This is a genomic window from Rhodanobacter panaciterrae, assembly GCF_014651895.1.
Classification (GTDB): Bacteria; Pseudomonadota; Gammaproteobacteria; order Xanthomonadales; family Rhodanobacteraceae; genus Rhodanobacter; species Rhodanobacter panaciterrae.
The window spans coordinates 208,346-231,110 of the sequence record NZ_BMXT01000001.1; the positions used below are offsets into that span (position 1 = coordinate 208,346).

Sequence of the window (22,765 nt, forward strand, 5' to 3'; positions counted from 1 at the left end):
TTGAACCGAAACGGTAGTTTGCGTGCACTGGTATTGCAAGGTTTCGTGCAACAAAAACGGCGCCAAATGGCGCCGTGCGGGGATACTCGAGAGGTGGATCAGGCCGGAATCAAGGTCGCGATCATGTGTTCGACGTAGGCGTCGAATTCCTCGTGGTTGATCCGCGGCAGGCCCAGCGTGAAGTTCAACTGCAGGAAGCCGACATAGGCGGCATAGGTCAGCCGTGCGCGGTTCAGTGCCTGTTGCGCGGGCAGGCCGGCTTCGCGATAGGCGGTGGTCAGGAACTCCATCCGCCGCTGCGACACGCGCGCCATCACCGGCACCACCTGCGGGTGATCCAGCGCCTTCAGCAGCGCGGCATACACGCGATGCGGCTGCAGTTCGTGCGCGACGCGGCGGAACAGTTCGGGCAGGCGCTTGCGCGGGTCCGCGATCTGTTCGATCTGGCCGAGCACCTCGCGCTCGCCGTACTGCTCCCAGCGTTCCAGTGCGGCATTCAGCAAGGCTTCGCGGGTACGGAAATGCCAGTAGAAGCTGCCCTTGGTCACGCCGAGCTGGCGCGCCAAGGCCTCCACGGCCAAGGCGCCGACGCCTTGTTCGGCGATCAGGTGCAGGGCGGCGAGTTCCCAATCTTCGGCGGACAGGCGGGTGCGTTCTGGTTTGCTGCTGACATTCATGTCCGTATGGTAGCCACACCCTGCGGATTTGTAATGGGGTGCGGCCAATCGAGCGTGATTGCACCGGCTATTTCAGCATGCCAGGGGACCATCGGCAGGACGGTTGACGGCAGTTGTCGAGGCAACCCATACTCTTCCGTATGGTTGACCATATTCAAACCTCTGCCACCACCAGCCGTTTTCCGGTGGCCGATCTGCGTCTGGCCGTGGAGACGCGCCATCCGGGCGGCGATCCGGCGCTGCTGTTCGCGCACGGTTTCGGCCAGACCCGCGGTGCCTGGAACGGCGCAGCGGCGGCACTGGCCGATGCCGGTTGTCGCTGCGTGACATTCGACAGCCGCGGTCATGGCGAAAGCGATCGCGTGGCGGGTGGTGCGGATCCTGTAGATGGTTACCACATGGATCAGTTCGCCGATGACCTGCTGCGGCTGGCCGTGGCGCAACCGCAACCGCCGATCCTGGTCGGCGCGTCGATGGGCGGCTTGCTCGGCATCGTGCTTGCCGGCGAAGTGCGACCCACGCCGTTTCGCGCGATGGTGCTGGTCGACATCACGCCGCGCTGGGAAACTGCCGGGGTGGAACGCATCCTCGCTTTCATGCAGGCGCATCCAGACGGTTTCGCGAATTACGCCGAGGCGGCCGAACAGATCGCCAGCTACCTGCCGCAACGGCGCGAGCGCAAGAGCGAGGAACAACTGCGTCCATTGTTGCGCGAAGGCGCGGACGGCCGGCTGCGCTGGCACTGGGACCCGGCCCTGCTGGCCGGCAGCCTGCTGCAGGAAAGCGAGCGCTACCAGCCGCGCCTGCAAGCAGCTGCGGCGAAGATCGATGTGCCCGTGCTGCTGCTCTCGGGCGCGCGCAGTGACGTGGTCTCGCGCACCACCGTCGATGAATTCCTGCAACTGGTGCCGCATGCGCAGCATGTGGAACTGTCGCACGCCACACACATGGTGGCGGGCGATGCGAATGATGCGTTCACGCGCGAAGTCGTCCGCTTCGTGCAGAGTCTGGATCAACCCGAGGGCCGGCCCAGCGCTGGCGCTGTTCAATCGCGATGAGGTACTCAAGATGTCCGTGATACTGACCCTGCTGGCGGCACTGATAGCCACCGGCACCTGTGCCTACCATCGCAGCAGCCTGCGCACCTGGGCGATCGCCACGATCGCCACCACGCTGGTGGTCGGTCTGATCGCGCATGCGCCGTGGACGACGATCATCTTGCTGATCATCGAACTGGCCATCGCGGTACCGTTGCTGCTGGTGGATTTCCGCCGCCGGCAGATCAGTGCGCCACTGCTGAAGCTGTTCGCGAAAGTCACGCCGAAGCTGTCCGAGACCGAGCAGACCGCACTGGAAGCTGGCACGGTCGGTTTCGAAGGCGAACTGTTTTCCGGCAAGCCGGACTGGCACGAATTGTTGAAGCAGCCGAAACCCGAACTGAGCGTCGAGGAGCAGGCCTTCCTCGACGGTCCGGTGGAAGAGCTGTGCGGCATGATCGACGACTGGCAGATCACTCACGAGCTGGCCGACCTGCCGCCGAACGTGTGGGAGTTCATCAAGAAGAACCGCTTCTTCGGCATGATCATCCCGAAGCAGTACGGTGGTCTGCAGTTCTCCGCGCTGGCGCATTCGGCGGTGCTGCAGAAGCTGGCGACGATGTCGGCCACGGTGGCCTCGACCGTTGCCGTGCCGAACTCGCTCGGACCGGCCGAGCTGTTGTTGCATTACGGCAGCGATGAACAGAAGAACCACTATCTGCCGCGACTGGCCGTCGGTGACGAGATCCCGTGTTTCGCGCTGACGGGTCCTTACGCCGGCTCCGACGCCACCTCGATTCCCGACTTCGGCATCGTCTGCAAGCAGAGTGTCGATGGCGTCGACACGATCGGCATCAAGCTCACCTTCGACAAGCGCTACATCACGCTGGCGCCGGTGGCGACCGTGGTTGGTCTGGCGTTCCGCATGTATGACCCCGAGCACCTGCTCGGCGACAAGGAGGATCTTGGCATCACGCTGGCATTGCTGCCGCGTTCCACGCCAGGCCTGCAGATCGGTCGCCGTCATTTCCCGTTGAACGTGCCGTTCCAGAACGGTCCGATTCACGGCAAGGACATGTTCGTGCCGCTGTCCACCCTGATCGGCGGCCCGCACATGGCCGGTCATGGCTGGCGCATGCTGGTCGAGTGCCTGTCGGTGGGTCGTGCGATTTCGCTGCCGTCCAACGCCACCGGTGGCGTGCGCGCGGCCGTCGCTTCGGTCGGTGCGTATGCGCGCATGCGCAAACAGTTCGGCTTGGCGATCGCCCGTTTCGAAGGCGTGGAAGAGGCGCTGGCACGCATCGGCGGCCTGACCTATGCCACCGCCGCGTTGTCGCGTGCCACGGCGGCGGCGGTCGACCGTGGCGAGAAGCCGGCAGTGCCGTCGGCGATCGCGAAATACCACGCCACCGAATGGGGCCGGCAGATCGCCGGTGATGCGATGGACGTGCTGGGCGGCAAGGGCGTGCAGCTGGGGCCGAGCAACTATGCCGGTCGTGCCTGGCAGGGCGTGCCGATCGCGATCACCGTGGAAGGCGCCAACATCATGACGCGCAGCCTGATGATCTTCGGGCAGGGTGCGATCCGTTGCCATCCCTACGTACTGAAGGAAATGCAGGCGCTGTCGATCACCGATCGCGGCGAACAGCTTAAGACCTTCGACCGGCTGCTGTTCGGCCACATCGGTTTCGGCCTGTCCAACGCGGTGCGCAGTTTCGCGATGGGCCTCACCGGCTCGCGTCTCGGCGAAACGGCGGGCGATGCGTATACGCATCGCTACTACCGCAAACTCGATCGCTATTCCGCGGCGCTGGCGCTATGCGCCGACGTGTTCATGGGCGTGCTCGGCGGCAAGCTGAAGTTCAAGGAGAAACTGTCCGCGCGCCTCGGCGACGTGCTCAGCTATCTGTACATCGCCAGCGCGATGCTCAAGCGTTACGAGGACACCGGCCGGCCTGAGGCGGATCGTCCGCTGCTGGCGTGGGCGTTCCATCAATGCGTGTGGAACATGCAGATGGCGCTGGATGGCGCGATCCGCAACTTCCCGGTGCGTCCGGTCTCGTGGCTGCTGCGTGCCCTGGTATTCCCGTTCGGGCGCCGCGAAGTGCCGCCGTCCGATCGCCTGGGTCGTCGTGTCGCTGCCTTGATCACCGCACCCAGCGAGGCGCGTGACCGCCTGCTGGAATGGGTCTACCTGACGCCGACCGCGAACAACACGATCGGCCGCATGCATGCCTTGCTGCCGGACGTGATTCTTGCCGAGCCGGTCGATCGCAAGTTCGGCAAGGCGCAGAAGAGCGGCCAGTTCACGTCGCACGACTACATGGATCAACTGGCCGAGGCCGAACAGGCCGGCGTGCTGAATGCCAGCGAGGTGGCGCTGCTCAAGCGCGTGCGTGAAGGCGTGTTCGAGTTCATCTCGGTGGATGACTTCGAGCCGGACGAGCTGCGCGCGTTCAAGACACGCGCAGAGAAGTAAGCAGCTCGCAAGCATGTACCTGCCGGCCCGCGCTGAATGTCGTTTGTCGACACCAGGCGCGGGCCGACTTTTTGCTGGAGATCGCCGATGACTGTATCCGTGCTGTCGCTCTACCGCCGCATCACGCGCTGGCCGGCCGGTCACTGGCTCTTCTCGCGACTGGTCTGTCTCAAGGCACCTTACTTCGCCACGATCGCACCGCGATTTGTAGCGCTGGAACCGGGCCGTTGCGAAGTACGCATCCGCGACCGCCGGCGCGTGCACAACCATATCGGTACCGTGCATGCGATCGCGCTGTGCAACCTGGCCGAGCTCAGTGCCGGGGTGATGACCGACGCGACGATTCCAGCCGACATGCGCTGGATTCCCAAGGGCATGAGCGTCGAATACCTGAAAAAGGCCGCAGGTACCCTGCATGGGGTCGCCACGCCGGGGACGGCAGTGCATTCCGCTGGCGAGGGCTATGAATGGCCGGTCGATGTACAGGTCACCGACGCCGCCGGCGAGGCGGTTTTCCGCGCGCGCGTGATGATGTGGGTGTCGCCGCGCAGGCACAGCTGAAACCGCGGAATCAGCCCACCAGCACGCAGCGGTTCTTGCCGCCGCGCTTGGCTTCGTACATGGCGCGGTCGGCGGCATGGATCAGCTGCTCATCGGCATCGGGACGATCGTCGGGAAGATAGGGCGCGATGCCTATGCTGGCGCCGATGCGCACTTCGACCGACCGACCGTTGATGCTCAGCGTGTATGGCTCGCCCAGCGCCGTGCACAATTTCTGGCAGAGCTGCAGCGCCAGCTGCGAATCCTCGATGTCCTCCAGGATCAAGGCGAATTCGTCGCCGCCGAGTCGCGCCACGGTGTCGTTGCCGCGCAGATGCGCCGACAGCCGCGCGGCAATGTCCTGCAGCAACGCGTCTCCTGCCGGATGGCCATGGGTGTCGTTGACGTTCTTGAAGCCGTCGATGTCGATGCAGGCCAGCGCGAAGCGGTCGTGATGGCGATGCGCGCGCTGGATCGCCACGTGCAGGCGATCGCGGAACAGCATGCGATTGGGCAATCCGGTCAGCATGTCGTGGCTGGCCTGATGACGCACCATCGCCTCGATCAGTTCGCGCTCGGCGACTTCCTGGGTGAGCTGCTGGTTGCGTTCGGCCAGCTCGGCCATCGCCTGCTTCAGCTCGGCACGCGCCGCATACAGCTCCAGGAACACGCGCACCTTCGACTGCAGGATCACGTCGTTGATCGGCTTGGCGATGTAATCCACCGCACCGGAGCGATAGCCCTTGAGCCGGTTCAGATCATCGGCGTAGGCGGCGGTGACGAAGATGATCGGCGTCTCGCGCAACTGCTCGGCCTCGGCCAGCAAGGCAGCCACTTCGAAACCGTCCATCTCGGGCATGTTGACGTCGAGCAGGATCAACGCGAACCGATGATCCAGGCACAGCGCCAGCGCCTCGTTGCCGCTGCGCGCCTCGATGATCTGTGCCCCGCTGTGGGCAAGCAGCCGACGCATCGCGACCAGGTTGGCAGCGGTATCGTCGACGACCAGGATTTTTGGCGGCATCGTGTTCATGTCGGTGGCCAGGCAACTTGCCTCGTGCCCAACCTTAACTGCTACCGGTGTCATTCGGCGTGAACGGCAGCACTGTCCGGGCAAGCTCAATCGAGGCCGGCCGATTGCCGCGCCGGTACAGCCGCAGGGGGGCATCGAGTACGCTGAAGTCGGCGGCCACCGGCGCGAAATCCAGGCTCTCGCGCAGCCCCAGGCACAGATAACCGCCACGCACCAGGCTGTCATGGAACAGCGTCAATGTGCGGTTCTGTAGCGGTGCGGAGAAATAGATCAGCACGTTGCGGCACAACACCAGGTGCGCCTCGCAGAACACCTTGTCGGCCACCAGGTTGTGGCTGGCGAAGGTGATGTTGCGGCGCAGCCGCTGGTCCAGCTTGATGAAGTTGTAGCGCGCGCTGTAGTAATCCGCCAGCGAACGGTGGCCGCCCGCTTCCTGATAATTGCGCGACCACAGTTGCGCATCCCTGGCCGGATAGATGCCTTCATAGGCGCGGCGCAACGCGTCGGGATTGAAGTCGGTGGCGAAGATATGGCTGCGCTCGTACAGGCCAGCCTCGTCCAGCAGGATCGCCAGCGAATAGGCTTCCTGCCCGTGCGCGCAGCCGGCCTGCCAGATGGTGATCTGCGGATACGACGCCAGTATCGGCAACACCTGTTCGCGCAGTGCGCGAAACACCGGCGGGTCGCGAAACATTTCCGACACCGGCACCGACAGCCCTTGCACCACCAGCGCCACGAAGTCCGCTTCGTGCAGCAGGCGCGTGGTCAGCCCGCTGATGCTGCCGCAATGATGGTCGTGCACCAGCTGGCGTACGCGCCGGGCCAGCGAAGCCGGCGCGTACTGGCTGAAGTCGTGACCATGACGGCGTTTCAACGCCTGCACGAACAGATCCAGTTCGATCTGTTCCAGTTCGCTGACTGAATTCGATGCCGGCATCGCGCTCAGCGCTGCAGCCACACGCGCATCATCGACGCCAGCTTGTCGATATCGATCGGCTTGGACAGGTAATCGCTGGCGCCCATCTCCAGGCACTTCTCGCGATCGCCGCGCATCGCCTTGGCGGTCAGCGCGATGATCGGCAGGCTGGCGAAATGCGGTTGCGTGCGAATCGCGCGGATGGTTTCGTACCCATCCATGCCCGGCATCATGATGTCCATCAGCACCAGCTCTGCGGTGTCGTCGTCGGCCAGCATCTTCAGCGCCTTGTGTCCGTCCTGCGCCATGCTCACCTGCAGTCCCCAACCGCGCATTACTTTGGACAGCGCAAACAGATTGCGCATGTCGTCGTCCACCAGCAGCACGCGCCGGCCAGCCAGTTCGCTGGTTGCCGCCGATTCGGCGACCAGCCGAGGCGATACATGCTGGATGCTGTGCAGGAACAGGCTGACTTCGTCGAGCAGCCGCTCCGTGGAGCGCGCGCCCTTGACCACGATGGCATCGGTGTACTGGCGCAGCTTGAGGTTTTCCTCGCGGCTCAGCTCGCGGCCGGAATACACCACCACCGGCGGTACACCACCGGCGGTCTCCGCCAGCTGCTCCAGCAATTCGAGCCCGGACATGCCGGGCAGGCCCAGGTCGAGCACGATGCAGTCGTAATCGGTGTGGGCGATCTTCTCCAGCGCGGCTTCCGCCGAACCGGCTTCGTCGATCTGCACGCTGTCGCTGCGCAGCATGATGTGCACGGCGGTGCGCGAGTCGGCATCGTCGTCCACGATCAGCAGGTGCCGTTGCTGGTCGGCCGCGAAATGCAGCAGACGCTCCAGTGCGAGACCGATCGATTCGCGGCTGACCGGCTTGGTCAGGAAGCCCACCGCGCCGCGCTCCAGCCCGCGCCTGCCGCCGTCGGTGACCGAGATGAAATGCACCGGGATTGCCCGCGTGGCATCGTCGGCCTTGAGCTGGTCGAACACGTTCCAGCCGTCCATCGCCGGCAGCGCAATGTCCAGCAGGATGCCGGTGGGACGATGTGTTCGCGCCAGTTGCAGCCCCGATTCGCCATCGCCGGCGGCCAGCGCGCGATAACCCTTGCGATGAATCATGTCGATCAGGATGCGCGCAAAAGCGGGATCATCATCGATCACCAGGATCGTGGTCTGACCCGGCAGCAGCGTGGCGCGATCATCGTCGATCGGCTCCGGCAGCAGATACGGCGACGTGGCCCGGCTGAGCCTGGCGGTGCTGGTGCGTGGTACGTCTTCGGCGATATCGGATATCGCTGGCGGTGTCTCCGGCAGCAGTACGGTAAAGCAGCTGCCGCGGCCGCTCTCGCTGTGTAGCAGGATGTCGCCACCGAGCAGCTGCGCCATCCGTCGCGAGATCGCCAGACCCAGCCCGGTGCCGCCGAACTGGCGACTGGTGCCGGCATCCACCTGTTCGAAGGCATTGAAGACGCGCTGGAACTTGTCCGACGGAATGCCGATGCCGGTATCGCTCACCATCATCGCGATCAGTGACTGTCCGAGCAGCGCCGCAGGGATGTCGACGTCATTGCCAGGGCGGCCAATGCGCAGACTCACGGTACCCTCGGCGGTGAATTTGAAGGCGTTGCTGAGCAGGTTGTTGGCGATCTGCTCGAGCTTGTTGCCGTCGGTGCGCAGGACCGTCGGCAGGCCGGGATCGATGTCCAGTGTGAAGGCCAGCCGCTTTTCCTCGGCCACATGCGCAAACGTGCGTCGCAACCGCTGCACCAGCTCGGCCAGCGCCAGCTCGTCGATCATCAGCTCCATCTTGCCGGCCTCGACTTTGGACAGGTCGAGGATGTCGTTGATCAGGTGCAGCAGGCTGTTGCCGGCGTCGTGGATGATCCGCGCGGACTCGATCTGTTCGCCGTCGAGGTTGCCGGTGTCGTTGTCGGCCAGACTGCGCGACAGGATCAGCAGGCTGTTCAGCGGTGTGCGCAGCTCGTGCGACATGTTGGCCAGGAACTCGGACTTGTACTGGCTGGCGCGTGCCAGCTCGGCCGCCTTGTCGGCGGTTTCCTGCTGCAGTTCCTCCAGCACAACTTTCTGCCGGTTCAGGCTGTCGGTCTTCTCGAGCAACTCCTCGTTGGACGCCTGCAGTTCCTCGGCTTGCACGCGCAACTCTTCCTCGGAAGCGATCAGCCGTTCGGATTGTTCCTCCAGCTCGGCCGTCTTCGCCTGCAGTGCCTCGTTGTTGTCGCGCAGCACTTCCTTCTGCTGGCGCATCACCAGTTCGGACAAGCGCAGGTCATCGGCCTGTTCCTGCGTCTGCAGCAACAGGTCGTGTGTATTGACCGCGCGATTGAGGTTTTCAAGGGTCAACGCCACGATCGGCAACAGCTCGTCCAGCAGCTGCTTATGCTGCGTGCTGAGTGGTGCAAAGCCGGCCAGCTCCAGCACGCCGATCAGGGTGTCGCGGTAGAGCACCGGCAGGATCGCGACATGACGCGGCAATGCCTCGCCGGTGCCCGAGTCGATGTGCAGGTAGTCCGCCGGCACGTCGTCGAGCATGATCGCCTTGCGTTCGATCGCGCACTGGCCCACCAATCCTTCGCCGGGCAGGTAGTGATCCGCCGTACGGTTGCTCAGGCGCAGGCCATAGCTGCCGAGCAGATCGAGGCGATGGCGCGTGTCGTCGAACGAATAGAACAGGCCCACACCGGCCTTGCACATCGGCACCAGTTCGCTGGCCAGCCATTGCGCGAAATCCTTGTGCGTGGTGGCCTGCAGCAGCACATGCGAAATGTCCGACACGCGGGATCTGACCCAGGTCTGTGCATCGGTATCGATCGACATCTGCTTGAACACCTGCAGCGCGCGGGCAATCTCGCCGACCTCGTCGCGGCGATCGAGCCGGCGGATCTCGAAATCGTGATCGTGATTGGCCAGTCGCGTCATCAAGTCGGTCAGGCGACGCAACGGCCGGGTCACCAGCCGCGAGGTCAGCCGGATCACCACGATGCCGAGCAGCAATCCGAGCAGTATCGCAACGACATTGATCACCTTGGTGGTGAGCAGCGAGCCGTCAAGTTGCTGGTTGCGCGTCGCCAGCAGCTGATTTTCCTCGGCAATCATCTGGTCGATGGCGGCGTGCAGATCCTCGCTGCGAACTGTGCGGTGCTCCAGATAGCTCGACTGGATGCGTTGCAGTTCCAGTGCCAGCGCGGTCGTATCGGTGACCTTCTGCTGTGCGATCGGGTCGATCGCATTGACCATCATCTCGCGCTGCCACTGCGCCACCATCTTTTCCAGCGAATCGATGCGCAACTGCTGCAGCTGATTGTCGGTGGTCATCTGGCGCAGATGGGCGATGCGTTCATGCAGGTCGCTGATGCCGCTGTCGAACATCGCCCGCTGGTCGGCACGCTGCGTCAGCAGGTAGCCGCGCGCACCGATCTGACTGGTCTGCAGTGCGTGCTGCACATGATCAAGTTCGAGCAGCACCTGATAGGTGTGCGTCGCCCAGTGACGATTGCTTTCCTGCTGGCGCAGCGAGTGCAGGGTGATCAGGCTGGTCAGCAGGAACAGGCCCAGCAGCAGGCCGATCGCCAGCATCATCTTGCGCTGCAGCGGCTGATCGGCCAGCCATGAATTTCGTTTCGGTCGGGTAGGTTGCGGCATGCTGGTCACGGCGGTGCGGGAGGCGATCTGTCACGCGATCGCCGGATTGGCGATCGCACTTTCAACAGGGTAGCCGGTGCCGTCGCCGAACCATAGCCGGCCGTGCGCCGTGGTTCAGCGGCGGCTGAACCGCTGCAGCAGCTGCTGCCACGGCCGGCACGGCACGAGCGAACCGCGGCGCAGCGCGACAACCAGCAAGGCCAGTGTGCACAGCGAGCACAGGCCCAGCGCGATCACCGACGCCTCGGCGCCGAACACGCCGCCGCTGAGCCAGCCCGGGCCGGTTCGGGTGGATACCAGCCAGCCGTCGGCGGCCTGGCCGGATACCGGGATGCCGTAGACCGTGCCCTGGCAAAAATTCCACGCCGCGTGCAGGCCCATGCAGATCGGCAGCGAGCGGGTCACGTGATACAGCACGCCGAACAGCAGGCCGGCCTCGATCGCGATGGCGGCCGAACTCCACAGCGTGGCGCCGGGGTTGCCCGCATGGGCGAAGCCGAAGAACAACGCGGAAATCAGCAGCGCCCACCAAGTGCCGAGACCTTCCTCGACGATGCGGAACAGTGCGCCGCGAAACAGGATTTCCTCGCCGATGCCGGCGCCCAGTCCGACCATCAGCAGTGCCGGTAGCCAGTTGGCGTGGTCGTTGAAGCCGGTGACGTGATAGCTGCCCAGCAGCCAGAGCACGCCTACAACCGTGCTGAACAGCAGGGCGCCTGCCAGCAGGCCGCCGAGCGCGCCAGGCCAGCGCCGCACGGCCAGTTCTTCCGGTTTGCGGCGCTCGACGATGCGTGCCAGAAACACATAGGTAAGGATCGCCGGCAGCACGAAGACCGCAAGGTAGACCAGCGCCGAGCTCATCGGTGTCTTGACCATACCGGGCACAAGCGCGTGAACGAGTGCCGAACTCGACTGGTTCAGCACGATGAATGCCGCCATAAAGATCACGATGCGCGCCAGCGGCGAGTACACCAGCCAGCGTTTCCATGACGGTGTCGTGGCTGGCGTGACGTAGGCGAGTGACAGCGTGGCATTCATGCGTGCAATTCCATGGATGAAGTGCCGCAAAGCCTAGCGGGCGTATACGGTTCCGTCTGCGTGACTTCCGCCACGTGAAAGCACGTTACATTTCCACCGATGCCGCATGCTCGCGCGTATTGGCGAAGCGCACCTGCGGCCAGCGCTCCTGCGCCAGTTGCAGGTTGACCCGTGTCGGCGCGATGTAGACCAGCTCGCCGGCGCCGTCGATCGCCAGGTTCATCGCGTTCTTCTCGCGGAACTCGGCCATCTTCTTCTCGTCGTCGCAGTGCACCCAGCGCGCGGTGGTCACCGTCACCGGCTCGAACGTGGCGTCGACGTTGTATTCGTCCTTGAGCCGGTACGCCACCACATCGAACTGCAGCACGCCGACCGCGCCCAGGATCAGGTCGTTGCTCATCAGCGGTCGGAAGAACTGGGTGGCGCCTTCCTCGGACAGCTGCGCCAGGCCCTTCTGCAGCGCTTTCATCTTCAGCGGGTCACGCAGGCGCGCACGGCGGAACAGTTCCGGCGCGAAGTTCGGGATGCCGGTGAAATTGACCAGCTCGCCTTCGGTGAAGGTGTCGCCGATGGTGATGGTGCCATGGTTGTGCAGGCCGATCACGTCGCCCGGATACGCGGTCTCCACGATCTCGCGGTCGCTGGCCATGAAGGTCAGCGCGTTGGCGATGCGGATGTCCTTGCCGGTGCGCGTCTGCACCATCTTCATGCCGGCGTTGTACGTGCCCGAGCACACGCGCATGAACGCCACGCGGTCGCGGTGCGCCGGGTCCATGTTCGCCTGGATCTTGAACACGAAACCGGAAAGTTTCTCTTCCTCCGGCTGCACGTCGCGGCTCAGCGTGCCGCGCGGGCGTGGCGACGGTGCGTGCTCGACGAAGAAATCCAGCAGCAGCTGCACGCCGAAGTTGTTCACCGCCGAGCCGAAGAACACCGGCGTCTGCTTGCCGGCGAGATACTCGTCCATCTCGAACGACGGCGCGGCGCCCTGCACCAGTTCGAGTTCCTCGCGCAGTTCGCGCATGGCCTCGTCGCCGATTTTCTCGAGCAGGCCCGGCGCGTCGAGACCCTTGAAGATGGTCGAATCCTGGCGGGTGAAGTTCTTGCCCGGCTCGAAGATATGCACCTCATCCAGCACCAGGTGGTACACACCCTTCAGCCGCTTGCCCATGCCGATCGGCCAGGTCACCGGCGCACAGGCGATGCCCAGCACCGACTCCACTTCGTCCAGCAGCTCGATCGGCGAGCGGCCCTCGCGGTCGAGCTTGTTGATGAAGGTCATGATCGGCGTGTCGCGCAGACGGCAGACCTCCATCAGCTTGATCGTGCGTTCCTCCACACCCTTGGCGCAGTCGATCACCATCAGCGCCGAATCCACCGCGGTCAGCACGCGGTAAGTGTCCTCGGAGAAGTCCGCATGGCCCGGCGTGTCGAGCAGGTTGACGATCTTGCCCTCGTACGGAAACTGCATCACCGACGAGGTCACCGAGATCCCGCGCTCCTTCTCCAGCGCCATCCAGTCCGACGTCGCATGGCGCGCCGCCTTGCGTCCCTTCACCGAGCCGGCCATCTGGATCGCGCCGCCGAACAGCAGCAGCTTTTCGGTCAGCGTGGTCTTGCCCGCGTCAGGATGGCTGACGATGGCGAAAGTACGGCGGCGGCGGGTTTCTTGGAGGTGGATGGACATGGGAGCAGGTCAGCTGGAGCGCGAACCGGCAATTGTAGCTTGGATCGGGCGGTGGGCTCAGAGTGTCTGGTTCACCAATGCCTGCTTTCGGCCAGTATGTGGCATTCGTTGCGTTCAATTCGATGCCCAAAGGCAAATGTTCGTTGGCCGGCACCGGCAGCTTGGATCGTGGTGAACGAACGGAAGCCAATGCTTCGCAACTTCGGTCGGTTTGAGTCGGTCGGCATCGCGTGCAGCTTCGTTATTCCATGGAATGATCACCGCGCCGATGTAGGTGAGGTCACAATGTGTTCGCTGCGCGCGGCGAGCGATTTCGTGAAGTCGATTGGCCTTGGATCGTCGACATTCAAAGCGTCGGTCTCCAACAGCGGCATCTCTTCAGCAGGCCTGCGAATTGCTGAGGTTTGATCCGCGACACAGGCCGCCGCGCTGAACCTATTCGCCGCAGGCAGCGATCAATGCCACGGCACGCTCGATGTCGTTGTGCGTCGTGGGGGCGCCGACGGACAAACGCAGCGCACCCACGGTGGCGGCACGCCCCACGCAGTTCCGGAACGCCTTGATGCTGAAGCTGCGTTCGAGTTTGTCAAAGCAACGTTCCACTCCCATGGCATCGAATCCGAAGGCCTTTTCGGCCGCCCCGGGATTGCAGAAGCAACCTCCCCGAATGGCGACGCCATGCTCGCGCGCCAGCCACTCGACACGCTCGTAGGGCAGCACGCAACCGTCGTTCTGCAGCACGTTGAAGGCGACGACAGCGCCCCGCTGCTCCATATCCCGAGGACCATACAGACGTGCCAGCGGCGCTCCATTACGGTGTCGCAGTGTCGTTGCCAGTCCAAGGAAATGCTGCATATGGGACTGGATATGGGCACGCAGGCTCGGGCGCGGCATGCGGGCGAGAAAGGCGAATCCGGACTCGATGGCGGCGAGGTCGAGAAAGTTGGGGGTTCCGTCCTCGAATCCCTCGTGGCCCGTCCTGAGCCCGTGCCGCCCATGTGCGACGGAGACGAACTCCACGGTTCCGCCCGAAAACCACGGCCTCCGAAGGCGGGCCAGGGCCGATTTTTTCGCGATCAATGCTCCGACACCGGTCGGCAGGCCGAACAGCTTGTAGAACGAACACGCGACGAAGTCTGCGGAATGCTCCCTCAGGCTGAGCGCGCCGCATGGGCCCGCCGCTGCCGCATCGAGCAGGACATCGCATCCGAGCGCCTGGGCCTCTTCGATGAGTGACAGGTCGTGACGCACTCCGGAAAAGTTGGACTGCTGCGGGAAGGCGAACAAGCTCCCACCCTGTCGCTCGACGCTTGCCCGCAGGCTCGCCGACCCGTGATCGAGCCGGAGTTTCGTATCCAGCGGCAGCACGCTAATGGGCGCCTGTGCGCGCTTGGCAAACTCCCGGATGCCGTTGACGGAATTGTGGTTGTCGGCCGAGAGAATGAGTCCGCGGCGCAACGAAAATCGGTAGCTCTCGGCGACGAGCTTGATGGCTGCCGTCGCGTTGGCGGTGAAGCAGACATCGTGGATGTCCGGATCGGCATCGAAGAAGGCGAGCGTCGCGGCACGGGCGGCCGCCTGCGCGGCAGCGCTATGGCGGGACGCCAGATGCTCCGAATGGGGATTGCCGAAAATCCCGTGCGCCAGCCGGTCACCATGCGCTCGTGCCTGCGAGGCGCCGTACAGCGCGCTCGCCGCGTAATCGAGATAGGCGATGCCGGCGCTATCGAGACGCTCGAATTCGCTGGCGCGAAGAGCGGCGAAGTCGAATGTATCGGCCGCATCGGTGGGCTCCGTTGCACGCGCTAGCATCCACGCCTCCGCGAGCCGCGCCCGGTCTGCGTCGCACCTGCAACCTGGTCTTCCTGCGATCCTCCGATCCGGGGAGAGCCGCCGAAGTAGTGGCTCAATTCCGCGATCCGTGCACGCTCCGCGGGCGAGGCGTTCGCCGGCAGCAGTGGACTCAGGACCTCTTCGCGCCAGTCGGCAAGACCACCCGGCACGAACACCGCCTGGGTCACGCCGAGCGAGCGCAGCATGACCCAGGCCTGGCCGGCATGCGCCCCTTCCTGCGAGTAAAGGACGATGGTCTGGTCGGGCGCAAAGCGCGACTTCACCAACTGGTCGATCGGCAAGTTCTCCGCCGTTGGGATCGCGTCGTCGTGGAACTCGGCCGGCGAGCGCACGTCGATGACGCGAAGTCCCGGTCGGCGATCGCGTATCCACTGGGCAAGCTGGCGCGCGCTGACATGGTCGGAGCCGTCGTCGATCGCGCGGGCGATCGAATCCAGATCAAGCCCTCGCTGCTGCGTGCGAGAGGGGCTGCCTGCGAAAGGCGCCACCAGGCCCAAGGCAAGCGCACCGATGCCCAACCCTCGCACAAGTCTCATCGTGCCGCCTCCCGCTTCGCGATCCACGCCAGCATCGAAACGGCGACCACCGTGACCAGCGCGACCACGACCCCGTAAGGCAGGTCCGCGAGGCGTTGGATCGTCAGCGGGCCGTGTGGCGTCGAGCGGTAGAAAGGTTCGATCGCGGGAAAGGCCAAGCCGACAAGCAGCACGCCGGCGAACAGCCCGAGCATCGTCGCGGCGCCTTCGATGCGGCCGCTGGCCAGCGCCACGCAGGACGTGCCTGGACACAGACCGCTCAGCACGAAGCCGAGGCCGAAGACCAGACCGCCGACGAGTTGCGGCAGCAGATACGTTTCGGGCACGTAGAGCGCACCGGGATCGAGCATGTCCAGTCGGCCGCCCCAGAAGACACCGAGCATCGCGGTCAGCATCGCGCTCAGCATCACCTTGAGGACGGTGAAATCGCGCAGGTAGAACTGGCCGGCGAGCTTCGGTGGATCGCCCAGGCCGGCGCATTCGAGTGCCCAGCCGAACGCCACGCCGATGCCTCCCGCGATCAGCAGATCGTTCATGGCCAGAGCCTGCGCACGAGCGGCGCGGCGAGGAAGCCGGCGAGGAACAGCGCCACCATGAAGATCCAGGCGCCGACACTCAGCAGCGCACCGCCACTCAAGGCGAGGCCGCTGGTGCAGCCTCGCGCCAGTGCTGCCCCGACGCCCATCAAGATGCCGCCTGCGACGCCAGCGAACAGCCTGCCGCCGGATGGACGGACGGCGCGGACGAACGTCGGTCGCATTCGTCCCGCCAGAGCCGCCGATGCGGCGGCGCCGACCAGCACGCCGATGATTTCGACGACAAGCCAGGCAGTCCATGGCGAACCGTCCTGCAGATAGCTCCGGAAGTAGGCGCTGTGCGCGGCGGTTTCCGGCGAGACTGCGCCGACGACACCACTCGCCACGCTCGCGAATGCGCCGGACGCTCCCAGCCCCTGCCCGGTCAGCACGAAGCAGGCGAGCAGCACCAGGCCCAGGCACACGCCGGTCGCATGGGGTTCGGCATAGGGACGGAGCGGGCGCATCGTCAGCGCTCGACCGGCAGATCGCGCATCGTCCAGTCTTCGAATGAACCGTCGTACAGCACGGCATCGATCCCCACGGCACGCGCCGCGAACAGCACCGCCGTCGCCTGCTGGCCGATGTGGCAATAGGCGATCACCCGATCACCCGGCTTGACGCCGGCGTTGCGGAACAAGGCCAGCAGTTCGGCCGGCTGCTTCAGGGTCAGATCGTCGTTGGCGATGCCGGTGAAGGGCAGGTTGCGCGCACCGGGAATATGGCCGCGGCGGAGGTGGCCATCCGCGCCGCTCTCTTCGACACCGTCGTAGTACATCGCGGCACGCGCGTCGATGAGCACATAACCCGGTTGCCGTGCGTGCGTGCGCACGAACGCGGCATCGACGATGGTTGGCTGAAGGCTGAAGGGTGCCAGCGTTCCCGGCGGTGTGGCTGCAGTGACCTGGTCGGTCAGGGGGCGGCCCTCGCGACGCCACTTCGGCATGCCGCCGTCGAGCAGGGCGGCATGCGCGCCCAGTCCAGCCGATTGCAGCGTGAACAATATCCGCGTCGACGGGGAGACTTGATCGTTGCCGAAGTACACCACGACACGGGAGTCGTCCGAGATGCCGAGGCCCTGCAGTCGCTGGCGCAATTCCGCCGCTGTCGGCATTTCCAGCGAAAGCTCGCCCGACGTGGCGGAGACGTCGGCAAGCCGGACGAAACGCGCGCCGGGAATGTGCGCGGACTTGTACTGCGACTCTTCGCCGACCTGCAGCAGCACGAGGTTCGGGTCGCGCAGGTGACTTGCCAGCCACGCCGTGGATACCCATGGCTCGGCTTGCGCAGTGGCCTGTGCGGCGGTTTGCGCGTGCGCACGGTACGGCAGGGCCGTGAATCCGCCGAGGATCGCAAACGCAACGGCCGCCTGCGCCAGAATCTTGATCTGCATGGTCTCTCCCGATGTCGTGTTTGCGACAGATATAGGGCACGCAGGCGTGCGGTGGGATGGGTATGCGACGGAACCGGTCAGCGATGCGACGAAACGGTCCAGGCGCGGATGGTTCGTGTGCGCGACTGCGCATGCTTTGCTAACGTGTCACGCATGAATTTGCCCGACGACGACCTGCATGCCCGACTGCCACGAAGTGTGCTGTCGGATCTCGGCGGCTGGACGCTTTACCAGAACTTCCGCACCTTCACGTGGCCTTGGCTGCTGCGCCGGGGAATCGTGTTTTGGCCGTTGGCGGTCCTTGCCGGTTGCACGTATGCCACCTGGCATGCGTCGGGCATGGATGCATGGGGCGACTGGCCCGGGCTTGCGCTCCGGGCTTGCATCGCGTCGCTGATCGCGGTCTCGGCCGGCCCCTTGCTCGCCACCTTGATTCGGCATGGGCGTCTGCCGCTGCTCATGGAGCGCACGCTGGTGCTGCTCGCGATCCTGTTCGGGCTCTGGATCGGCGTCATCGCCCTGGACTGGGCGGGCACCTATCACGCCCATCTCATGCAGGCCTATGCCGGGCGCCCCATGGGACCCAACCTGCTCGGCCAAGCCGTTTCAAACTTTCTCGGCGCCACCATCAACGCGTCCGTCTTTGTACTGATCGTCGCCGGTGGAGGCTTCGCCGCCATCTACTATCTTGGCGAACAGCGACGCGTTGCCCAATACGCAGCCGGTCGCCAGATCGAAAGCCTGCGCGCGGAACGGAACGCAGCCGACCTGCGACTGGCTGTCCTCCAGGCGCAGGTCGAACCGCATTTCCTCTTCAACACGCTGGCGTCGGTGCGATCGCTGATCGCCAGCGAACCCGAGCGCGCGGCGAGAACCATCGACGCGCTTGCGGCGTATCTGCGCGTCGCGTTGCCGCGCCTCCGCACCACAGGCATCGAGGAAGCCACGCTCGGCCGCCAGATCGATCTCTGCCTGGGCTATCTCGAGATCATGAATGTCCGTACGGCCGGCCGCATCGAGGTTCTCGTCGAGGCGAGCGACGAGGTCCGGGCTCTGCCGTTCCCTCCCTTGATCCTGCTGACGCTGGTGGAGAACGCGATGACCCACGGCATCGAGCCTAAGCCCGGCCCCGGCATGATCGCGATCATCGCTGGTACCTCAGATGGATTCCTGAGCGTGAGCGTCGAGGACGATGGCCAGGGATTGCAGCCCGGCACCACGCCTGGCCTGGGCCTCGCGAATGTTCGCGCCCAGCTCCACGATCGTTTCGGAAGCCGCGCTGGCTTCGACATCGCATCGCGTGCCGGCGGCGGGGTGCGCGCTTGCATCCGCATTCCATTGGCATTGTCATGACCGCACCCGTCACCGCCCTCATCGCCGAAGACGAGGAGCCGCAGCGAACGGAGCTGCGCGGCATGCTGGCAACCCTGTGGCCGGAACTGGTCGTCGTCGCGGAATGCGCTGATGGCATCAGCGCGCTCGATGCGTGGACAACGAAGAAACCGGACGTGGCCTTCCTCGACATCCGCATGCCGGGACTGGGTGGCCTCGAGGTGGCGCGGCAGGCCGGAAGTCCGGCCCAGGTCGTCTTCATCACCGCACATGACGAATTCGCGGTGAAGGCCTTCGACGCTGGCGCCATCGACTACCTGCTGAAACCGATCCGCACCGATCGCCTCACCGAAACGGTGGCACGTCTGCGCAGCCGCCAGCCTGCAACGCAAGTCGATTTGACGGCCTTGATCGACAGCCTCGCCGGGCGGTTGACGCGAGCGGAGACGATCACCTGGATCACCGCCAGCATCGGCGATACCGTCCGGATGATCCCCATCGAAGATGTCGTTCTTTTCCAATCTGAGGAAAAGTACACCCGCGTAGCCACCGCCACCGATGCCGCGTTCATCCGGACGCCGCTGAAGGATCTGATGCTCAAGCTCGATCCGGAAGTCTTCTGGCGGGTTCACCGCAACGCCATCGTTCGCGTGTCGGCGATCCGGCAGGTCAAGCCGGATGGGGATGGTCGCTTGCTGGTCTGGCTCCATGGCATTACCGAGCCGCTTCGCGTGAGCGACGCGTTCCGCCATCGCTTCCGCGCCATGTGATGTGGCGTACAGGGCAGAGATCGGTTGAATCCGCAGTCGGAAGCGGACAGTCCGATGACTTCCCTTTGTGGTCTCAAAACTTTGCAAAAAAGAACCCGGAGATCGCTCTCCGGGTCGGGTGGTCTTCTGTGGCCGCGTGGGGTCAGTGCGATGCCTACAGTTTGTAATTCACCCCCAGCATTACGGTCCGCCCCCACGTGTCGTACTCCAGCGGTCTTGCCACCTGGACGCCGTTGGGCAGACCGGCGACTTGCACAGTAGTGTCGGGGGTGTTGGTGAGGTTGCTGACCTGCAGCAGGATCGACAGACCGCTCCAGCGGCCTTCGGGGAAGGCATAGCCGAGCTGCAGGTCGGTCTGCTTGTTGGCCAGTATCTTGGTGTAGCCGAGCTGATCGAACAGGGCCACGGCCTCGCCGGTGAAGGACGAGCGGTAGCGTTCGGCTATGCGTGCGGACCAGCCATATTTTTCGTAGTACAGCGAAAGGTTGGCGACCTTGCGTGACAGGCCCGGCAAGGTGGCGGGGCCACCGGGGATCGACGAGATCGAGCTGACCGGAATGTTGCTGTTGGTCAGCGAGAAGTTGGCCTGCACGCCGAAGCCGTCCAGCGCCTGCGCGAGCAGGCCACCCTCCAGCGCACCGGATAGTTCCAGGCCTTGCATCTTGCCGCCGGTGCCGTTCGCCGGGCGGGTGAACGAGCCGATGTTGCTGGTCGGCGTGAGCGTGGGGTCGTCGTTGGTGTAGTGCGAAAAGTCGTAGTCGAGCGTGGTCTGGTTGTAGATGTAGTTGAGGAGGTTCTTGTTGAACACCGCCGCGGCGAAGTAGCTGGACTTGCCGAAATAGAATTCGTACGACAGGTCGGTGCCGACCGCGACGTACGGCTTCAGCTGCGGGTTGCCGCCGCTGCCGGACCACAGCACCTGGCCGGCGCCCGGGCCCTGCAGCACCTTCGAGACGCTGGCGGAGGTGGCCACCTTCTCGTCGTCGATGCGTCCGCGCGCCATGGTCTTGGCAAAGCCAAAACGCAGGTACTGGCGATCGGTGAGCTGGGCCACGAGGTTCAGGCTGGGCAGCACGTTGTTGTACTTCGCGCCGTCGCTGATGCTGCCGACCAGGGTGTCGCCGTTGGTCTGCAGCGCCTGCGACGACTGGTCGGTGCGCACGAACTGCACGCCCACATTGCCGCGCAACGGCACGTTGCCCAGCATCGTTTCGATATTGAACTTGGCGTAGGCGACGGGAACCTTCTCCTCCACCGTGTAATTACGGCTCCAGTCGCCCTGGCCGTTGCGCTGGGTGAGGTAGAACTGGCTGTTGAGTGCAGCCAGCACGTTGTAGTTGAGCGCGCCGGGGATGCCGCCGTAGCCGAGCGAGGTCGGCCCCCACAAGTAGGCCGGGTTCACCGGTGTGCTGAAGTGGTTGTTGTAGGTGCCTTGGGTGGAGCCGTTGCCGTTCAACCAAGCGAAGTCCACGTCGGCCTGCTTGGTCTTGCTGCGGTCAGAGTAGTCCACGCCCAGGTTCATGCTGCTGAAGATCCAGCCCAGCGGGTGGCTCACTTCCAGACGTACCGCCTTGATGGTGTCCTTCTGGCGGTCGAACTCCTGGCGGCCGTTGTAGCCGTAGCCGTCCGGGTCGGTGAATACCACCGTGGCGGGATCGGCCAGGTTCACGGCCGGCGAGAAGTACGGGTAGCCATTGCCGAGCGGGGTGCGGAAGTCAGCGCTGGTGAAGGCCCCGCCGGCCAGGCCGCTGAACAGGTAGGCGTCGTGCAACTTCTTCTTCGCGCTGGAATACGACAGGTCCGCCGTTGCTGCCCAGTCGTTGCCGAAATCGTACTGGTTGTTCCAGCCGGCCGAGAACAGCTTGTCGTGTTCCTTGGAGTATTCGTTCTGCAGGATCGGCGCGAGGCCGTTGACCGTGCCGGAGGTGACGATGGGATAAGGCTGTGCGGGCGAGATGCCTGCATTGGAGTAGGAGACGTTGTCGTAGGGGCTGCTCGACCACTGCACGCCGTTGGTGAACTTTTTCTCGCCGAAGGTGGAGTAGTACAGATCGAGTGTGGAGTGGTAGTGGTCGCCTGGCGCCCATTCCAGCACCGTCATCAGGCCGTTGCGTCGCTGGTTTTCCGATTGCGCGCGCAGTTGCATGCCTTCCTGCGAGATCACGTTGTCGGGCAGGCCTAGCGTATGCGGGCCACCCCAGTTCTGGTCGATGCCGGCGCTGCCGTTGTCCACGCTCCACCACCACGCCTGGTACTGCTTCTCCTGGATCGGCGAGTCGAGCTGGGCGAAGCCTACGGCGAGGCCGAGCGTGTGGTCGAAGAACTGGTCGATGTACGAGATGCTGGCGCGATGTCCGTTGTCGCCGATACCGGTGCCGGGGTTGAGCGAACCATTGCTGGTGTGCTCGCCGCGCAGGTTGACCGCGATGGCGCGGCTGGGCAGGTCCAGCGGCTTGATCGTGTGCAGGTCGACCGTGCCGGAGAGGCCTTGCCCGATCAGGCTGGCGTCGGGGGTCTTGTACACCGCCGCGCCGCTGATCAGTTCGGACGGGTATTGGTCGTATTCGACGCCACGGTTCTCGCCGATCGTCGCCTGCTCGCGCCCGTTGAGCGTGGTGCCGGCGAAATCCGGCGACAGGCCGCGGATCGAGATGACGTTGGCGCGGCCATCCAGGCGCTGGGTCGCCAGGCCGGGCAGGCGCGACAGGCTCTCGGCGATGCTGGCATCCGGCAGCTTGCCGATGTCCTCGGCCGAGATCGCCTCGATGATGCTGTCCGAGTTTTGTTTGGCCTTCATCGAATTTTCGATGCTGCCGGCGATGCCGGTGACGATGATGGCATCGAGGTTGCTCGCCGAATCCTCGGATTTCTTCTTGTTCTTGTCGGCGGTCTTGTCGCTCTTCTTGGCAGGTGCCGTCTTGCTGTCTGTCGGCGTGGGCGTCTGCGGTTGTGCTTCCTGGGCTGCAGCTGCACCGGCCAACATCAAGCCGAGCAAGGCGGCGGCCAGCGGTCGACGATGGATACGAACAGACCGCGCAAGGAACGCCTGTGGCATGCGGCAAGAATTCATGGCACCTCCCGGTTGAATGGCGAGCGCCCCCCGGCACCCTGAGGCAGGCAGCGTCAACGCTGCGAGCGTGCCCATGCTACTGCCTGCGAAAGCAATTGCGAATCCGCATGTTTCTTCTGGCTACGCGGCGAGGCGTTTGCCGCGTTTGCTGTGCGTTGCAGCA

Annotated in this window: 18 protein-coding genes; 6 read left to right on the forward strand and 12 right to left on the reverse strand. The window is 64.6% G+C overall.

All coding sequences use genetic code 11. The annotated features are described in order from the left end of the window. Positions 1 to 98: 98 nt before the first annotated feature. Positions 99 to 677 (reverse strand): TetR/AcrR family transcriptional regulator, encoded by a 579-nt coding sequence (locus IE071_RS00945; RefSeq protein WP_077518590.1) that lies wholly within the window; start codon positions 675 to 677, stop codon positions 99 to 101. A gap of 140 nt (positions 678 to 817) precedes the next feature. On the opposite strand from IE071_RS00945, the gene IE071_RS00950 reads away from it, so the two are divergent. The 3 genes from IE071_RS00950 (at position 818) to IE071_RS00960 (ending at position 4,754) form a co-directional block, all read left to right on the forward strand. Beyond that, on the forward strand, positions 818 to 1,735 hold the full coding sequence (locus tag IE071_RS00950) for an alpha/beta fold hydrolase (RefSeq protein ID WP_189439318.1): 918 nt from the start codon (positions 818 to 820) through the stop codon (positions 1,733 to 1,735). 10 nt (positions 1,736 to 1,745) lie between these two features. Then, the gene (locus tag IE071_RS00955) at positions 1,746 to 4,193 is read left to right on the forward strand and encodes an acyl-CoA dehydrogenase (RefSeq protein ID WP_189439319.1); all 2,448 of its coding nucleotides are present in this window, start codon (positions 1,746 to 1,748) and stop codon (positions 4,191 to 4,193) included. Positions 4,194 to 4,280: 87 nt separating this feature from the next. Then, positions 4,281 to 4,754 carry a hotdog fold domain-containing protein gene (locus IE071_RS00960; RefSeq protein ID WP_189439320.1) on the forward strand — a complete coding sequence of 158 codons (474 nt, stop codon included), beginning with the start codon at positions 4,281 to 4,283 and terminating at the stop codon, positions 4,752 to 4,754. Between the two features lie 10 nt (positions 4,755 to 4,764). Here the strand turns inward: IE071_RS00960 and IE071_RS00965 are convergent, their stop codons facing one another. From IE071_RS00965 to IE071_RS00985, 5 genes are all read right to left on the reverse strand, one after another. After that, the gene (locus IE071_RS00965) at positions 4,765 to 5,757 is read right to left on the reverse strand and encodes a diguanylate cyclase domain-containing protein (protein WP_189440829.1); all 993 of its coding nucleotides are present in this window, start codon (positions 5,755 to 5,757) and stop codon (positions 4,765 to 4,767) included. Between the two features lie 43 nt (positions 5,758 to 5,800). Further along, on the reverse strand, positions 5,801 to 6,724 hold the full coding sequence (locus IE071_RS00970; RefSeq protein ID WP_229792689.1) for a CheR family methyltransferase: 924 nt from the start codon (positions 6,722 to 6,724) through the stop codon (positions 5,801 to 5,803). Continuing rightward, positions 6,709 to 10,347 (reverse strand): response regulator, encoded by a 3,639-nt coding sequence (locus IE071_RS00975; protein ID WP_189439321.1) that lies wholly within the window; start codon positions 10,345 to 10,347, stop codon positions 6,709 to 6,711. Before IE071_RS00975 ends, IE071_RS00970 begins: the two co-directional genes overlap by 16 nt. A gap of 114 nt (positions 10,348 to 10,461) precedes the next feature. Beyond that, complete coding sequence (locus tag IE071_RS00980) at positions 10,462 to 11,385, reverse strand: CPBP family intramembrane glutamic endopeptidase (protein WP_189439322.1); 924 nt, start codon at positions 11,383 to 11,385, stop codon at positions 10,462 to 10,464. 85 nt (positions 11,386 to 11,470) lie between these two features. Next, positions 11,471 to 13,072, reverse strand: coding sequence for a peptide chain release factor 3 (locus IE071_RS00985; RefSeq protein WP_189439323.1), 1,602 nt, complete (start codon positions 13,070 to 13,072; stop codon positions 11,471 to 11,473). Between the two features lie 189 nt (positions 13,073 to 13,261). Here IE071_RS00985 and IE071_RS00990 point away from each other — a divergent pair, with 189 nt between their 5' ends. Next, entirely contained in the window at positions 13,262 to 13,480 is a 219-nt protein-coding gene (locus tag IE071_RS00990) for a hypothetical protein (protein WP_189439324.1), read from the forward strand. A gap of 27 nt (positions 13,481 to 13,507) precedes the next feature. Here the strand turns inward: IE071_RS00990 and IE071_RS00995 are convergent, their stop codons facing one another. From IE071_RS00995 to IE071_RS01015, 5 genes are read right to left on the reverse strand one after another with little or no spacing between them, the layout of a single operon-like run. Beyond that, positions 13,508 to 14,884, reverse strand: a complete 1,377-nt coding sequence (locus IE071_RS00995) for an aminotransferase class V-fold PLP-dependent enzyme (RefSeq protein ID WP_189439325.1) — start codon at positions 14,882 to 14,884, stop codon at positions 13,508 to 13,510. Next, positions 14,878 to 15,489, reverse strand: coding sequence for a rhodanese-like domain-containing protein (locus tag IE071_RS01000; RefSeq protein ID WP_189439326.1), 612 nt, complete (start codon positions 15,487 to 15,489; stop codon positions 14,878 to 14,880). Before IE071_RS01000 ends, IE071_RS00995 begins: the two co-directional genes overlap by 7 nt. Then, positions 15,459 to 15,998 (reverse strand): YeeE/YedE thiosulfate transporter family protein, encoded by a 540-nt coding sequence (locus tag IE071_RS01005; RefSeq protein ID WP_189439327.1) that lies wholly within the window; start codon positions 15,996 to 15,998, stop codon positions 15,459 to 15,461. Before IE071_RS01005 ends, IE071_RS01000 begins: the two co-directional genes overlap by 31 nt. Then, a complete protein-coding gene (locus IE071_RS01010) occupies positions 15,995 to 16,504 on the reverse strand; it encodes a YeeE/YedE thiosulfate transporter family protein (protein ID WP_189439328.1) in 510 nt (169 codons plus the stop codon). Before IE071_RS01010 ends, IE071_RS01005 begins: the two co-directional genes overlap by 4 nt. A gap of 2 nt (positions 16,505 to 16,506) precedes the next feature. Beyond that, positions 16,507 to 17,430 (reverse strand): sulfurtransferase, encoded by a 924-nt coding sequence (locus IE071_RS01015; protein ID WP_189439329.1) that lies wholly within the window; start codon positions 17,428 to 17,430, stop codon positions 16,507 to 16,509. A 153-nt stretch (positions 17,431 to 17,583) separates the two neighbouring features. On the opposite strand from IE071_RS01015, the gene IE071_RS01020 reads away from it, so the two are divergent. Together IE071_RS01020 and IE071_RS01025 are read left to right on the forward strand one after the other, a co-directional pair. Further along, positions 17,584 to 18,783, forward strand: coding sequence for a sensor histidine kinase (locus IE071_RS01020; protein WP_189439330.1), 1,200 nt, complete (start codon positions 17,584 to 17,586; stop codon positions 18,781 to 18,783). After that, entirely contained in the window at positions 18,780 to 19,532 is a 753-nt protein-coding gene (locus tag IE071_RS01025; protein WP_189439331.1) for a LytR/AlgR family response regulator transcription factor, read from the forward strand. Before IE071_RS01020 ends, IE071_RS01025 begins: the two co-directional genes overlap by 4 nt. Positions 19,533 to 19,686: 154 nt before the next feature. On the opposite strand, the gene IE071_RS01030 is transcribed toward IE071_RS01025, so the two are convergent. Next, on the reverse strand, positions 19,687 to 22,602 hold the full coding sequence (locus IE071_RS01030; protein WP_189439332.1) for a TonB-dependent receptor: 2,916 nt from the start codon (positions 22,600 to 22,602) through the stop codon (positions 19,687 to 19,689). Between the last annotated feature and the right edge of the window lie 163 nt (positions 22,603 to 22,765).